The sequence below is a fragment of the Tenacibaculum sp. Bg11-29 genome (genome assembly GCF_002836595.1).
Classification (GTDB): domain Bacteria; phylum Bacteroidota; class Bacteroidia; order Flavobacteriales; family Flavobacteriaceae; genus Polaribacter.
The window spans coordinates 1,932,040-1,947,258 of the sequence record NZ_PJBB01000003.1 but is presented as its reverse complement, the minus strand read 5'-3'; the positions used below and the strand labels follow the sequence as shown (position 1 = coordinate 1,947,258).

At 30.5% G+C, this 15,219-nt stretch carries 9 protein-coding genes and 3 tRNA genes; 4 read left to right on the top strand and 8 right to left on the bottom strand.

What is annotated here, in order from left to right; genetic code table 11:
- The first annotated feature begins 68 nt into the window (after positions 1–68).
- Positions 69–1,823, top strand: a complete 1,755-nt coding sequence (locus tag CXF68_RS08825) for a hypothetical protein (RefSeq protein WP_101043996.1) — start codon at positions 69–71, stop codon at positions 1,821–1,823.
- A gap of 206 nt (positions 1,824–2,029) precedes the next feature.
- On the opposite strand, the gene CXF68_RS08820 is transcribed toward CXF68_RS08825, so the two are convergent.
- The 6 genes from CXF68_RS08820 to CXF68_RS08795 all read right to left on the bottom strand — a co-directional run bounded on the left by CXF68_RS08820 (position 2,030) and on the right by CXF68_RS08795 (position 6,384).
- Positions 2,030–2,386, bottom strand: a complete 357-nt coding sequence (locus CXF68_RS08820) for a hypothetical protein (RefSeq protein ID WP_101043995.1) — start codon at positions 2,384–2,386, stop codon at positions 2,030–2,032.
- A 260-nt stretch (positions 2,387–2,646) separates the two neighbouring features.
- Positions 2,647–3,630 (bottom strand): CARDB domain-containing protein, encoded by a 984-nt coding sequence (locus CXF68_RS08815; RefSeq protein ID WP_101043994.1) that lies wholly within the window; start codon positions 3,628–3,630, stop codon positions 2,647–2,649.
- A 330-nt stretch (positions 3,631–3,960) separates the two neighbouring features.
- A tRNA-Arg gene (locus tag CXF68_RS08810) sits at positions 3,961–4,034 on the bottom strand.
- A 29-nt stretch (positions 4,035–4,063) separates the two neighbouring features.
- Positions 4,064–4,138, bottom strand: a tRNA-Pro gene (locus CXF68_RS08805).
- A gap of 14 nt (positions 4,139–4,152) precedes the next feature.
- A tRNA-Ser gene (locus CXF68_RS08800) sits at positions 4,153–4,236 on the bottom strand.
- A 99-nt stretch (positions 4,237–4,335) separates the two neighbouring features.
- A complete protein-coding gene (locus tag CXF68_RS08795) occupies positions 4,336–6,384 on the bottom strand; it encodes an HD family phosphohydrolase (protein ID WP_101043993.1) in 2,049 nt (682 codons plus the stop codon).
- A 105-nt stretch (positions 6,385–6,489) separates the two neighbouring features.
- Here CXF68_RS08795 and CXF68_RS08790 point away from each other — a divergent pair, with 105 nt between their 5' ends.
- Together CXF68_RS08790 and CXF68_RS08785 are read left to right on the top strand one after the other, a co-directional pair.
- Complete coding sequence (locus tag CXF68_RS08790; RefSeq protein WP_101043992.1) at positions 6,490–7,665, top strand: acetyl-CoA C-acyltransferase; 1,176 nt, start codon at positions 6,490–6,492, stop codon at positions 7,663–7,665.
- Between the two features lie 18 nt (positions 7,666–7,683).
- Positions 7,684–8,457 carry a C40 family peptidase gene (locus tag CXF68_RS08785; protein ID WP_101043991.1) on the top strand — a complete coding sequence of 258 codons (774 nt, stop codon included), beginning with the start codon at positions 7,684–7,686 and terminating at the stop codon, positions 8,455–8,457.
- Between the two features lie 95 nt (positions 8,458–8,552).
- Here CXF68_RS08785 and CXF68_RS08780 read toward each other — a convergent pair whose 3' ends face one another.
- Positions 8,553–9,788 carry a lipopolysaccharide assembly protein LapB gene (locus CXF68_RS08780; RefSeq protein ID WP_101043990.1) on the bottom strand — a complete coding sequence of 412 codons (1,236 nt, stop codon included), beginning with the start codon at positions 9,786–9,788 and terminating at the stop codon, positions 8,553–8,555.
- 22 nt (positions 9,789–9,810) lie between these two features.
- The gene (gene gyrA, locus CXF68_RS08775; protein WP_101043989.1) at positions 9,811–12,330 is read right to left on the bottom strand and encodes a DNA gyrase subunit A; all 2,520 of its coding nucleotides are present in this window, start codon (positions 12,328–12,330) and stop codon (positions 9,811–9,813) included.
- 309 nt (positions 12,331–12,639) lie between these two features.
- On the opposite strand from gyrA, the gene CXF68_RS08770 reads away from it, so the two are divergent.
- The gene (locus tag CXF68_RS08770; protein WP_101043988.1) at positions 12,640–15,195 is read left to right on the top strand and encodes an ATP-dependent Clp protease ATP-binding subunit; all 2,556 of its coding nucleotides are present in this window, start codon (positions 12,640–12,642) and stop codon (positions 15,193–15,195) included.
- The last annotated feature ends 24 nt before the right edge of the window (positions 15,196–15,219 follow it).

Sequence of the window (15,219 nt, the reverse complement as noted above, 5' to 3'; positions counted from 1 at the left end):
TCTCTGAGGGGTTATTTTAAGTTATTAGACAGACTGCCGTTAGCAGCAAGGCACTACAAATATTGACAATGGAATTTAAAATTGACAGTTCAAATTATAAAAGTCTACTTAGAGATAACAAACATATTCTCATAGATGATACATTTATTATAGACAATAATATTTCAGAAAAAGCTCTTATAATAATTCAGGGAATTGAAGACAAAGATGTTATGTTATATGTAAAAGACATAAAACTTAATGACTTAGAAATTGAAGTAAAAGATTCATCGCTTTATGGAATCTTTTTTGAAGATGCTACAATAAAAGATTTAAAACTATTGTGTTTAGATATTTCAGAATACAAAGAGGCTAAGTTTAAAACCTTCAAAACTTATTTTGATAATTCAAATCTTCAATCTATTTGGGTTCACGAATCGAAATTCTTCAATGGTTTTTTAGTGCGTAATGAGTCTACAATAGAGAATATTCGTATTAATGACTCTTCGATAGATCACTCATTTTCACATATCGATTCAATTTCTTCAAAAATAACCATAGAGTCATCTACAGTTGATGATTTGAATTTTGAAAATAATGATATTCATAAAAAAGGAATAAAATCTAAAATAGATAACATAAACGTATTTAGAACTGAAATTAGAATTGGTTTTAAGATATCAAAAATTGAATTTAAAAATTTGAATCTACATAAAACAAATGTGCTTAAAAGCACAGAGTTATCTAATTTCAAACAGGACATTTTCATATCATTGCCTGACGACTTCGATGAAGTAGATAAAATTGAGTTCACAGAATGCAATATTGATCGCAGAATAACTATTACATTAAACAACCTTAAGGACTTTTATTCTCACGACTGTAGTTTTTTTTCTTTTAGAATTAATTTTTGGAAAATTATAAGCTTTAAATTCATTAAGAATACAATCATCGAAAATATCTTTTGGGGGTTTCAAAATAGACTTAAAACAATTGAAAAATTTGTCTTTAATAACTGTGACGTAAAAGGACAATTTTATTTGAGTGATACTCATTTTAGTAACGAATTATTTATACAAGGAACTACATTCCATTCTTACCCTTCATTCTTTGACCATAATAAGATTTATGATACTTGTAAAGTAGACTTTGGATATACAAACTTGACAAACTTTGTTTTTCAAGACATAAATTTTAAAAATATTGGTTTCAAAAATCTGGACATTGACAATGCAAAATTTAAAAACTGTGAGTGGGAATTAGTAACTAAAAAATTCTTCAACAGATTTAAAGTCCAAGACGAAAATAAAGTCAATGATAAGATTGAAAATTTATTGATTAACAAAAATATCTATTCAAAACTTAAAGCAAGTTTTCAAAAGAATAGTGATTACATAAATTCTGGTAAGTTTTATATTTCAGAACAAGAATCTAAAAAAGAAATCTCATTAAAAAATAAAAATTATTTTGAGTATTTTTTATTATCCTTACATAAAAATATAAGTTCATATGGAGAAAACGTTTCAAAATCACTGATATTATTACTCTTTCTTATATTAATCTCCGCTTCAATTTACCTATTTACAGGTTTTAATTCAGGAGGGAGATTAGTTGATTATCGATTTTCCTTAAACTTAGATAATACGACTCAAACTATCAAGGATTTTTTGCAATCGATTATATTTAGTATTAAAAATGTTGTTCCCTTTTCTGTGGGGACAAAATTCTTTTTAAACGGTTTTGATATAAAGATTACACAAGTTATTGAGCTTATTCAAAAAATATTAAGTCTAATTTTGTTAGCAAGTTTTACGGAATCATTTGTTAGATACCTGAAGAAATAAAACCCAACTGCTTACAACGTGCATAAAACATAACTAATAAGTGCAAACTCCAAAGTTCTGTGAATATTAACAAAATCCGTTGAATATAAAATTTGGCATTAATAATAGAAAAAATAAAAGCAAAATATTTATATATAGCTAAGTAATAAACCGAAACGAAAGTGCTTATCACCTGCCCTACGTTTCTTATACTAACCGTTAATAAGCTATTTTTTTATAACAGGTAAATAAGCTTGAGTAGAAAGCTTAAAAGACTTTGTTGTTTCTTTATCTTCTAATTGTGCTGTTTCTAGTAAAAAAGAGGAATACATATACTTTTTTATTCTATTAGCGCTATTATTAATTAAGTATTCTAATTCATACACATACATTTTAGAAATGTTCGTTTTATTATTCGCTATAATTTTAAGATGCCATTCATCTCTTAACGCTTCAGGATATACATCTTTATAAATAATATCAACATCATCGCGTTCATTCCCCATTAAAGCTCTTAGCACATCAGGCTCTACAAATAAACGTGAACCAATGGTACCAAAAGTATGTCGCGCTACCTTTAGCAATAAATCACCTCCTAAGAGATTAACTACTATAAAATGATACTCAACATTTAATCGTTTTGAAAGTTCGGTAATATGATCATTATACTTTGTTTGAACTGTTATTAAATTATTCTGTACTCTATCTTATAAAGTTTTTTTATACCAATTCATTTTAACCAACTTATGTTGCTCTTCATTACATGCTAATAGGCATCAAAAGCTTTTATAAATAAAAAAAACTCACTTTTTACAGTGAGTTTTTCTTTTATTCAAAAAAAAAGTTAATTTTGTTTGTATAATTTACTCTTTTTACCATTTTTTTCTATAAAGTATAAGCCTTTAGGTAAAGTTGTAATTATTTGTTTTTCTTCTTCTTTATTAGTAATAATAGTTTTTTTATTCATTAATTGACCATTAATATTTCTAACAAATAAAAGATCTTTTATTAATCTACCTCCTGATCTTGAATTAAAATTTTCTCTATATCTAACAGGAATAATAAATGTATTATTATTTTCATTTTCCTCTGTTATTTGATTTTCTCCATCAATTTCCCCAATAATATAATAGTAACCAAAAGTTATAGAATTACCTATATCACTACCAAATATACTCTGACCTACTGACTTAGATGAGTTTGCATTTATGGCAGGTATAGCTGTTTCAGTTGTTAAAACATAGTCAATATTTTCTTCTATTGTAGTATTAGAAGATAAGTAATATTTTATTTTAGTTGTATTTGATTTTACTGATCCTGAATTTTTGATAATAATTTGATTAATATTAATTGAGCCTCCATATTTAGATAAAATATGTCGATTACCATTTAAATTACTTAATGGAGAGCTGCATGAATTACACTCACTTGTAATTAATGCTTCGATATATTCTAAATCAGGATTACCTGAATTTGAATCCTTGGGACACTTGTTTAAATTTACGCTATATAAAGCAGTTGGAACAGTTACTGGAAAAAACAGAACTTTAACGACAACATCTGTCATAAGTGTAATGGTGATGTCTTTTGAAATATTTGTTATAGTTGTAACAGTTTGACCATTATTATCTAATGTTAAAGGTATTTTATCTGGTCTATCATTCAGGTTTAAATAATAGGTTTTTTCATCATTTTCTTGAAGGTTAATTTTTACATTAAACTGACTTACACAATTATTAGTATCTAGAATTTTGTTACTAATTTTAAGTATTTGTGAATGTGATATTAAAAAAGTAAGAAAAGAAATGAGTGTGAATAATTTTTTCATAGTTTTATTTTTTTTTGTTTACCGCAAATATAATTTTTTATTTATACTTTAAAAGAAATTAATTAGATTTTAAATAAAAGCTTAACAATATCTTAAACTTAAAAAGCAATTAACAACAGCTTACTTAGTATCTCTCAATGACAGTTTTCAAATAACATTTTTTTAAACGTCATTCCGAGGAGGTACGACGTAGTAATCTCATAAATTAAAAGCACAAACTAATAGCAGCTTACTTAATACCTCGCAATGACTGTTTTCAAAATAACTTATTATTGATTCTTACAAAGTTTATAACAACAAAAAAGCCTCACATTTCTGTGAAGCTTTAAGTGAGCCCTGGAGGATTCGAACCTCCGACCGCCTCCTTAGAAGGGAGGTGCTCTATCCAGCTGAGCTAAGAGCCCGTAGTTTTTATGTTTCTACGAAAACAGTGTCGGGGTGGCAGGATTCGAACCTGCGACCTCCTCGTCCCAAACGAGGCGCGATGACCGGGCTACGCTACACCCCGAGTGCAATTTGTTGCGGAGAGACAGGGACTCGAACCCTGGAACCAGTTACCCGGTTACAGATTAGCAATCTGCTGCATTACCACTCTGCCATCTCTCCGTTGAGATAATTAAACTCTCTAAATAAGAGTTCAAAATTGCGAGTGCAAATCTACGAAGAGATATCTGTTTTCACAAGTTTTTTAAAAGAAATTTTATCCTAATCTGGATACTCAACACGTAAGTGGTAGATATTCATCAACTTATTCTTAATAATTTTTTTTATTTTTTCTATTTCTCTAAACGTAATATCAGAATTCAGGAACTGATTATCGTTTTTTTGCTTGTCTATAATTTTATCAATTAAATTATCTATTGATTGTGCGGTTGGGTTTTTTAAACTTTTTGATGCTGCTTCTGCCGAATCACACATCATTAAAATTGCTGTTTCTTTTGAAAACGGAATTGGTCCTTGGTATTGAAATTTTTTAATATTAACTTCTTTACCTGGATTATTCTCTAATTCTTGCTTATAAAAATAATACGTTACACTTGTACCATGGTGGGTTCTTATAAAATCAATAATTCTATCTGGTAATTTGTTTTTCTTTGCTATTTCAATACCATTAATAACATGATCTAAAATTATCCTGGCACTATCTTTAGGCTGTAAAACGTTGTGTGGGTTTACTCCTGTTGATTGGTTTTCTGTAAAATACATTGGTTTTGCCATCTTACCAATATCATGGTACAAAGCGCCTGTTCTTACCAACATTGAGTTAGCACCTATTTCGTTTGCTGCGGCTTCTGCTAAATTTGCTACTTGCATTGAATGCTGAAAGGTTCCTGGTGCTTTCTCGTTTAGTTCTCTTAATAATTTTGAATTGGTGTTTGACAGTTCTAATAAAGTTACATCTGAAACCAACCCAAATAATTTTTCATAAAAATAAATAAAGAATACTGCAAGGAAAGACATTAAACCATTTGCGGCAAACAAACCAAAATACTTCCAATTTATGGTATCTGCACTCCCCTCTTTTAAAATAGAGAAAGCAAAATAGGTAATCATATAAATTAAAGTAATTTGCCCTATTGCTACAAACAAACTTGCTCTTTTATAAAGCTCAGAAACAGTTAATATAGTTACGATACCTGCAATAATATGCAAGTATATAAACTCAAAACTATTAGGCACTATAAACCCTAATAATAACACTGTTAGTACATGTGTAAACAACCCTAATCTTGCATCAAAAAAAGCTTTTAACACAATTGGCAAAATACTTAACGGAACCACATACAAATACTCAGCATTGTATTCAACTACAAGTGTTTGTACAAAAATCATTAAAAAGATATTAAAGAAAATAAAGGTTACTTTATTATTATTATTAAAAATATCTAATCGGTATTTATGAAGAAAAAGTAGCTGCATTAACAAGGCTAAGGCTACTAGAATGGTGTATCCAAATATAATCCAATAAGAGTTTACTTTTGTCCATGTTTGAGAACCAGAAGCTGTTTCATACGACTTTAAAACATTAAAATTTTTCCCTTCTACAATGTCTCCTTTTAAAATTATTAATTCCCCCTTAGATACTTTTCCTTTAGCATAAGAGATACTCTTTAAAGCTTCTTTTAACTCTTTATCGCTATACTTAGCATCAAAAGTAACGTTCGCCTTAATTACTTCCGATAAATGATCTAAAAGCAGCCCTTTTTGATATACCCCGATTCCTTTTAAGTTCTTAGATATAAATTTTAATACATCTTTAGATTGAATTAGCTTAGAAAAAGAAATATCTTCTATTGAATTCCCTTTTCTTAAAATTATAAGTTCTCCTTTCTTTGCTTTATTTATACTTATATCATCTAAAAAGCCATACTTATATATTTTTTTTATAATTCGTTTTCCTAAAACTTTTAAAGTATTTATTTCTTTTTTGGTTAAAGAGTCTGTTGATTTTTTTTTATCGTTGTAAGATGTTAAAACTTGATTTTCAATTTTTTTATCATAAACAAAATACTTTTTAACATTGCCTCTAATTTCTCTAGTTTCTTTAACGATTTCATCATCTGTTTTTTGAATTGCAAAGTCAAATGGAGCATACAAATTATCATACTGCCAAGGTTTTCCCTGAGGAAAATCATACTTAAATTGCCCACCTTTAGGAAACAAATATACTATTGCCACAACAGCAATTAAAAATAATAATACCTTATAAATAATTGCATTATTCTTATATAACTTGTTTATGAAATTGCTCATATTTTTTGTTTAAAAATGTAAATATAACCTTTCTCTATTATTTGAGTACTTATTATAAAATGGTTATTTTCGCAGAACAAATCTTAACACAATACACCCAAATATATGAAAGAAGTAGTTATTGTATCAGTTGCAAGAACACCGATAGGTAGTTTCTTAGGATCTTTATCAACAATACCAGCACCAAAATTAGGAGCTATAGCAATTAAAGGTGCCCTAGATAAAATAAACTTAAAACCAGAAATGGTTGAAGAGGTTTTTATGGGAAATGTAGTTTCTGCCGGATTAGGACAAGCTCCTGCACGTCAAGCCGCTATTTTTGCTGGAATTCCGAATACTGTACCTTGTACTACTGTTAATAAAGTTTGTTCTTCGGGTATGAAATCTATCATGTTAGCTGCGCAAACAATTGCTTTAGGTGATGCAGAAGTTGTAGTTGCTGGTGGTATGGAAAACATGAGTATGATTCCTCATTATCAACATGCAAGAACTGGTTCTAAATTTGGACCTATTAAGATGGAAGACGGCCTACAAAAAGATGGTTTAGTTGATGCTTATGAGCAAGTTGCAATGGGAGTTTGTGCTGATGAATGTGCTACTGAATATGAGTTTACTAGAGAAGACCAAGATGCTTTTGCTATTGAATCTTATACACGTTCTGCAAATGCATGGAAAGAAGGTAAATATGCTGATGAAATTGTACCTGTAGAAATACCTCAACGTCGTGGTGAACCAGTTATTTTTTCTGAAGATGAAGAATATAAAAATGTGAAAATGGAGAAAATTCCTGCTTTACGTGCTGCTTTTACTAAAGACGGAACAGTAACTGCTGCAAATGCATCAACTATTAATGATGGTGGTGCTGCATTGGTTTTAATGTCGGCAGATAAAGCTTTAGAATTAGGTTTAACTCCTCTTGCTAAAATTAAAGGGTATGCTGATGCTGCTCATGAACCTAAATGGTTTACAACTGCTCCTGCAAAAGCTTTACCAAAAGCATTAGCCAAAGCTGGTGTTGCTATAGATGATGTAGATTACTTCGAACTAAACGAAGCATTCTCTATTGTTGGTTTAGCAAACATGAAAATATTAGGTTTATCTGCCGATAAAGTAAATGTAAATGGTGGTGCTGTTTCTTTAGGACATCCATTAGGGGTTTCTGGAGCAAGAATAATTATTGCTTTAACATCAATACTTAAACAAAACGATGCAAAAATTGGAGCTGCTGGTATTTGTAACGGTGGTGGTGGTGCCAGTGCAATGGTAATAGAAAGAGTTTAACTTTTAATAAACGAATAAATGTCTTTCGGAATTTGTAATTTAAGTATTGTACCACTTCGACTTGAACCAACTGACACGTCAGAAATGGTAAATCAAGTAGTTTTTGGTGAACCTTTTAAAATTTTAGAAAAAGCTAAAAAGTGGAGTAAAATTCGGTTAAGCTTCGATAATTATGAAGGTTTTATCGATAATAAACAATATGAAGAAATCACCGAAGAGGTATATATTTCTTTATCCGAGGAAAACAAAAGTTATGCTGGTGAGTTAATTGATTTTATTACTGATAATAACCATAATTTAACAACTATTCCACTAGGAGCAAGACTTCCGTTTTTAAAAAATAAAAGTATCAACATAAATACGACTTCCTATTTTTACGAAGGAAAGGTATGTGCTAAAAAATTATCTAAAGCAGCTATTATTGATACTTCATTTTTATTTTTAAATGTCCCATATTTATGGGGAGGAAAATCTCCTTTTGGTATTGACTGCTCTGGTTTTACACAAACAGTTTATAAGCTATGTGGTTATAATTTATTACGCGATGCTAAACAACAAGCTACGCAAGGTGAATTTTTAAGCTTTATTGAAGAAAGTGAACCTGGTGATTTAGCCTTTTTTGACAACGAAGAAGGTATTATTACGCACGTAGGTATTATTATGAATGATTATAAGATTATTCATGCACATGGTAAAGTTAGAATAGATAAGCTAGATCATAGTGGTATATACAATGTAGACACAAATAAGCATACGCATAAGCTAAGAGTTATTAAACGATTAATTAAATAACACTTTAGTGTAACACTATTTCAGAACGAGACACATTATAAAACAAAAAAAACCGAAACTTAAGAGTTTCGGTTTTTTATTTTATGAAATAATATCTATTTCATCGACTTATATAAGTCTCTATATTTCGTTGCTTCTGTTTCCTTTTCTAAAACCTCATATAAATTCATAAGTGTTTTAACAGTATCAATACTTCTTTTTAAACCATCAGCCTTTTCTAAGAAAGGTAACGCTTCTTTATAAACTTCTTTTTGTTGTAAAGCTAATGCATCATACTTTTTAAAGTTGTTTAAATTGTTATTCATATCTTCAACAATCTTCTTATCCTTATCTAAAACTACTACAGCTAAATTCATATAAGCATCAGCATAATCAGGTTTTAAGTCAACTGCTTTTTGGTAATATTTTTTAGCATCTTCCATTCTACCTTCATTAAAGTTAACAACACCTAGGTTGTAATATAATGTAGGGTTTTCTGGATCTAAAGAAATAGCTTCACTCATTAATGTTCCAAACTTTTCCATATCTCCCATATCAATATACAGCTGAGATTCGTTTAAGATTAAGTTTAAATCTTTGGGGTTTGAAGCGCGAGCATCTTTAAAAGCCGCTATAGCTTCATCTGTTTTACCTTGTTGTTGTAAAAGCAATGCTATATTTTTAACAATAACAGCTGTTTTAGATTCAGATGATTTATCTTCAGGCTTAATGTATTTCTTTGATTTTACCATTAAATCTCTTTGAGCTTTAGAATCTAAGTTTTCTACCTTACCTGTTAATTTGTTTGTTGCTAAATATTGAGTTTCAACACCTGTATAACCAATTTTTCTTAATTCTTTATAATACTTAATAGCAGTATCATACTCTTTTGCTTGTGTTGCAGAAATAGCTGCATTATAAACAAAAGAAGTATCTGTCGGGCTTAAAACATATGTCAAATAAAAATTATCAGCCGCATTCTTAAAATCTTTTTTATTATTATATAAATCAACAGCTTTTTTAGAAACTTCTTGAATCATTTCATTCAAGATTGGCTTAGCTTCTTCTGAGTATTTATTTTTACTCATAGCCAACAACTCTTTAAAAGCTGCTGCAGACGCTTTATAATCTTTTTTAGCTGCTAATGCTTTTCCTTTTAAAAAGAAGAATTTAGATTTATATTTATCTTCACCATTTATCATTACTGCTCCTTCTACTGAATTTAGAGTCGTAATAGCACTTGTAAAATCTTGTTTCTTTATAGCTTTCTCTGCTGCTTTTAACTCAGTTTTCTGTGCCATTAAACCTAATGACATTAACCCTAAAGACAGCGTTAATAGTTGTTTTTTCATTTTAGTTCTTATTTATTTATTATTATTCTTGACCTTCGTTTGTTTCATTTTCAATTTCCGTGCCATTATCTTCCTCTCCTTCAACAACTTCTTCATCTTCATCATCTTCTCGCATAACTTTAGCTACTGCTGCTATACTATCAGAATCTTTAATATTAATCAAACGAACACCTTGTGTTGCTCGTCCCATTACACGTAAATCTTCAACAGCCATACGAATTGTTAAACCAGATTTATTAATAATCATTAAATCATTTGAATCATCTACATTTTTAATAGCTACTAACTCACCTGTTTTTTCAGAGATATTTAATGTTTTAACACCTTTACCTCCTCGGTTAGTTACACGATAATCTTCTAACTTAGATCTTTTACCATATCCTTTTTCAGAAACCACTAGGATATTACTTTCCATATCATTTACAGCAATCATACCAATAACCTCATCTTTATCGTGCTGTAAAGTTATACCACGAACTCCTGATGCAGTTCTTCCCATAGGACGGGTCTTTGCTTCTTCAAAACGAATAGATTTACCTGATTTTAATGCTAACATTACTTGGCTATCACCAGTCGTTAATTTTGCTTCTAAAAGCTCATCTCCTTCTTTAATAGTTATTGCATTTATACCGTTAGTTCTTGGTCGAGAATATTGCTCTAATGATGTTTTCTTAACCTGACCTTTCTTGGTAGCCATAATTACATAGTGACTATTAATATAATCTTCGTCTTTTAAATCTTGTGTAACTAAGAAAGCTTTTACTTTATCATCTGGCTCGATATTGATTAAGTTTTGCATTGCTCTACCCTTAGTATTCTTACCTCCTTCTGGTATTTCGTACACACGCATCCAGAATACTTTTCCTTTTTGGGTAAAGAACATCATATATTGATGATTTGTTCCTACAAATAAATGTTCTAAGAAATCTTCATTACGTGTTGTTGCTCCTTTTTGTCCACGCCCTCCTCTATTTTGAACTTTATATTCATCAAGATTGGTACGTTTTACATAACCTGCATGAGAAATAGTTACCACAACTTTAGAATTAGGTATCATATCTTCGATACGCATATCACCTCCTGCATAATGAATTACAGAACGACGCTCATCTCCATACTTATCTCTAATATGAATTAACTCATCTGTAATTATTTGGTAACGTCTTGATTCGTTTGCTAAAATATCTTTTAAGTCAGCAATTGTTAACATAATTTCGTCAAACTCTGCACGTAACTTATCTTGCTCTAGTCCTGTTAACTGACGCAAACGCATTTCTACAATTGCTTTTGCCTGAATTTCAGACAATTCAAAACGCTCGATTAATTTCTCTCGAGCTTCATCACCATTTTTAGAAGCACGAATAATTTTAATTACTTCATCAATATTATCAGAAGCAATAATTAATCCTTCTAAAATATGTGCTCTCGCTTCAGCTTTTTTCAATTCAAACTCCGTTCTACGAACAACAACCTCATGTCTATGTTCTACGAAATAATGAATTAATTGTTTTAAATTTAATTGTTCTGGACGTCCTTTTACTAAAGCAATATTATTTACACTAAACGATGTTTGTAATTGTGTATATTTATATAACTTATTTAAGACAATATTAGGAATAGCATCACGCTTTAAAATATAAACGATACGCATTCCGTTTCTATCCGATTCATCACGAATATTCGCAATCCCCTCTAGTTTTTTATCATTTACTAACTCCGCAGTTTTTTTAATCATTTCTGCTTTGTTAACCTGATAAGGAATCTCAGTAACAATAATACACTCTCTTCCTTTTACTTCTTCAAAAGAAGTCTTTGCACGCATTACAATACGTCCTCTACCAGTATGAAAAGCATCACGAACACCTTCATAACCATAAATGGTTCCTCCTGTAGGGAAATCTGGTGCTTTGATGTGTTCCATTAACTCATCAATCTCTATATCTCTATTTTCAATATAAGCAAGCGTACCGTTAACAACTTCAGTTAAGTTATGCGGCGCCATGTTTGTTGCCATACCTACTGCAATTCCAGAAGCTCCGTTTACTAATAAATTAGGTATACGTGTTGGTAATACTGTTGGTTCTTGTAAAGTATCATCAAAATTCAAACGATGATCAACAGTTTCTTTCTCAATATCAGCTAACATATCTTCTGATATCTTCTGCATTCTAACCTCAGTATAACGCATTGCTGCTGGTGAATCACCATCAACTGAACCAAAGTTACCCTGACCATCAACCATCATATAACGCACACTCCAACTTTGCGCCATACGTACCATAGAATCATATACAGATGTATCTCCATGTGGGTGATACTTACCTAACACTTCCCCTACAATTCTTGCTGATTTCTTATATGATCCTGTTGCTTTAATTCCAAGCTCATGCATACCAAATAAAACTCTTCGGTGAACTGGTTTTAACCCATCTCTTACATCTGGTAATGCTCTTGATACAATAACCGACATCGAATAATCGATATACGCTGATTTCATTTGCTCTTCAATGTTGATAGGGATCAACTTTTCGCCATCTGCCATATATATTTCTTTAAAATATTAGTTCTCATTTTCGTTAAAAAAGTGAATTTTACACTTGATAAAACTCACTTCTAAAATACACTAAAATTAGCTGTATTTCTTAAAACATTGCAAGATAGTATAATGCCTTGTTTTACACAAAAAATATATTTATAGTTTTAACGATACTTATCAACAATTTTAGCCATTTTTAAACATTAATATCTTATATTTAACTTGTCATAATGACTGCAAAAAAACTATTGGCACCTTTTTTGTTATTTTTTAAGAAAAAAACTTACTAACTTTACACATATACAAATTAAATTTATGGACGATAATTTTTCACCACAAGTTAGAGATGTAATTACTTACAGTAAAGAAGAAGCCTTACGATTAGGGCATGATTTTATTGGTACTGAACATCTTTTATTAGGTTTAATAAAGAAGAGAGATGGAAAAGCCATTGAAATACTAACTACTTTTGATGTAGATTTAGATTTGATGCGCAATAAATTAGAGAAATTAAACCCTAGTACTCCATCAATAGCAAATATTGAAAAAAAGAGTTTGCATCTTACTAGACAAGCAGAAAAAGCTATAAAAACCACGTTTTTAGAAGCTAAATTATATCAAAGCAATTCAATTGATACTGCTCATTTATTATTATGTATTTTACGTAATGAAAATGACCCTACAACGAAATTGCTTCAAAAATATGATGTAGGTTACGAACAAGCGAAAATACTATACAAAGAGCTCCACGTAGATGACTCTTATGCTTCTCCTACCGCAGAAACACCTTCTGATGACGATTTTAAAGAAGGAAAAACAAATCCTTACGGGCAACAAAGCCCAAAAGACAAACAATCAAAAAAATCTAAAACACCCGTTTTAGACAATTTTGGACGTGATTTGACTGCTTTAGCTATCGCAGGAAGATTAGACCCTGTTGTTGGTAGAATAAAAGAAATTGAGCGTGTTTCTCAAATTTTAAGTAGAAGAAAAAAGAACAATCCAATGTTAATTGGAGAACCTGGAGTAGGTAAATCTGCTATTGCAGAAGGGCTTGCCTTAAGAATTATTGAAAGAAAAGTATCAAGAATTTTATTTGATAAACGAATTGTTTCTTTAGATTTAGCTAGCTTAGTTGCTGGAACAAAATATAGAGGGCAATTTGAAGAACGCATGAAAGCGTTAATGAACGAGTTAGAAAAAAATGATGATATTATTTTATTCATTGACGAAATTCATACGATTGTTGGCGCAGGTGGTGCAACCGGTTCTTTAGATGCTTCAAATATGTTAAAACCAGCCTTGGCACGTGGTGAAATTCAATGTATTGGAGCTACAACACTAGATGAGTTTAGAACAAACATTGAGAAAGATGGTGCTTTAGAACGTCGTTTTCAAAAAGTAATTGTAGAACCAACAACTGTAGAGCAAACGATACAGATTTTACATAACATTAAAAATAAATACGAAGCCCATCACCAGGTTTCATTTACTGATGAAGCCATAGAGGCTTGTGTGAAATTAACAAATCGTTATATGACAGATCGCTTTTTACCTGACAAAGCTATTGACGCTTTAGATGAGGCTGGATCTCGAATTCATATTACAAATATTGTTGTTCCTCAACAAGTACTTGAGTTAGAAGCTAAATTAGAAGAAATTCGCGAACACAAAACAAAGGCTGTAAGCGGTCAAAAATACGAAGAAGCTGCAAAGCTTCGTGATGATGAAAAAAATATTGAAACAGCGCTAGAATCTGCCCAAAACCAATGGGAAGAAGATTCTAAGTTGAACAGAGATATTGTAACTGAAGATAATGTAGCCGAAGTTGTTTCTATGATGACAGGAATACCTGTTAATCGTGTGGCTGAAGCTGAAAATAATAGACTTGCAGACCTTCCTAATTTAATTAAAGGAAAAGTAATTGGTCAAGACGAAGCGGTTACTAAAGTGGTAAAAGCAATACAACGTAACCGTGTAGGTTTAAAAGACCCTAACAAACCTATTGGTTCTTTTATTTTCTTAGGATCTACAGGAGTTGGTAAAACGCAATTAGCAAAAGTATTAGCGCAAGAATTATTTGACTCAACTGATTCTTTAATTAGAATAGATATGAGTGAGTATATGGAGAAGTTTGCTATTTCTCGTTTAATTGGAGCACCTCCGGGATACGTAGGTTATGAAGAAGGTGGTCAGTTAACAGAAAAAGTAAGAAGAAAACCATATTCGGTAATTCTTTTAGATGAAATTGAAAAAGCACATCCAGATGTTTTTAACATGCTTTTACAAGTACTAGATGACGGTCATATTACTGATAGTCTTGGTAGGAAAATAGATTTTAGAAATACCATTATTATAATGACATCTAATATAGGTGCTCGTAAAGTAAAAGATTTTGGTGGAGGTGTTGGTTTTGGTACTTCTTCTAAAAAAGAACAAGAAGATGCACATACAAAAAGTATCATAGAAGGAGCTTTAAAGAAATCATTTGCTCCTGAATTTTTAAATCGTATTGATGATATAATTATTTTTAACGCCTTAGAACGTGAAGATATTCATAAAATCATTGATATTGAATTAGATAAACTTTTAAGTCGTATCGACGACTTAGGGTATAAACTAATGCTTAGTGAAAAAGCTAAAGATTATATTGCCGACAAAGGGTTTGATAAAAAATATGGAGCAAGACCTTTAAAAAGAGCTATTCAAAAATACATTGAAGATGCTTTAGCTGAAGAAATTGTGAACTCAAAACTAGATGAAGGTGATACTATTTTTATGGATTTAGATGAAAAAGACAGTAAGCTTATCATTAAAATCGAAAAAGGAGAAAAGCCAAAAGAATCTCGTACTGAAATAGACAAAGAATAGGTTTAATGTCTTAAAATAGCAGTA

What these genes read in the sequence shown, in the direction of transcription:
- CXF68_RS08825 (WP_101043996.1), top strand. Translation starts at nt 69, where the DNA reads ATGGAATTTAAAATTGACAGTTCAAATTATAAAAGTCTACTTAGAGAT.
- CXF68_RS08815 (WP_101043994.1), bottom strand. Translation starts at nt 3,630, where the DNA reads ATGAAAAAATTATTCACACTCATTTCTTTTCTTACTTTTTTAATATCA.
- CXF68_RS08795 (WP_101043993.1), bottom strand. Translation starts at nt 6,384, where the DNA reads ATGAGCAATTTCATAAACAAGTTATATAAGAATAATGCAATTATTTAT.
- CXF68_RS08790 (WP_101043992.1), top strand. Translation starts at nt 6,490, where the DNA reads ATGAAAGAAGTAGTTATTGTATCAGTTGCAAGAACACCGATAGGTAGT.
- CXF68_RS08785 (WP_101043991.1), top strand. Translation starts at nt 7,684, where the DNA reads ATGTCTTTCGGAATTTGTAATTTAAGTATTGTACCACTTCGACTTGAA.
- CXF68_RS08780 (WP_101043990.1), bottom strand. Translation starts at nt 9,788, where the DNA reads ATGAAAAAACAACTATTAACGCTGTCTTTAGGGTTAATGTCATTAGGT.
- gyrA (WP_101043989.1), bottom strand. Translation starts at nt 12,330, where the DNA reads ATGGCAGATGGCGAAAAGTTGATCCCTATCAACATTGAAGAGCAAATG.
- CXF68_RS08770 (WP_101043988.1), top strand. Translation starts at nt 12,640, where the DNA reads ATGGACGATAATTTTTCACCACAAGTTAGAGATGTAATTACTTACAGT.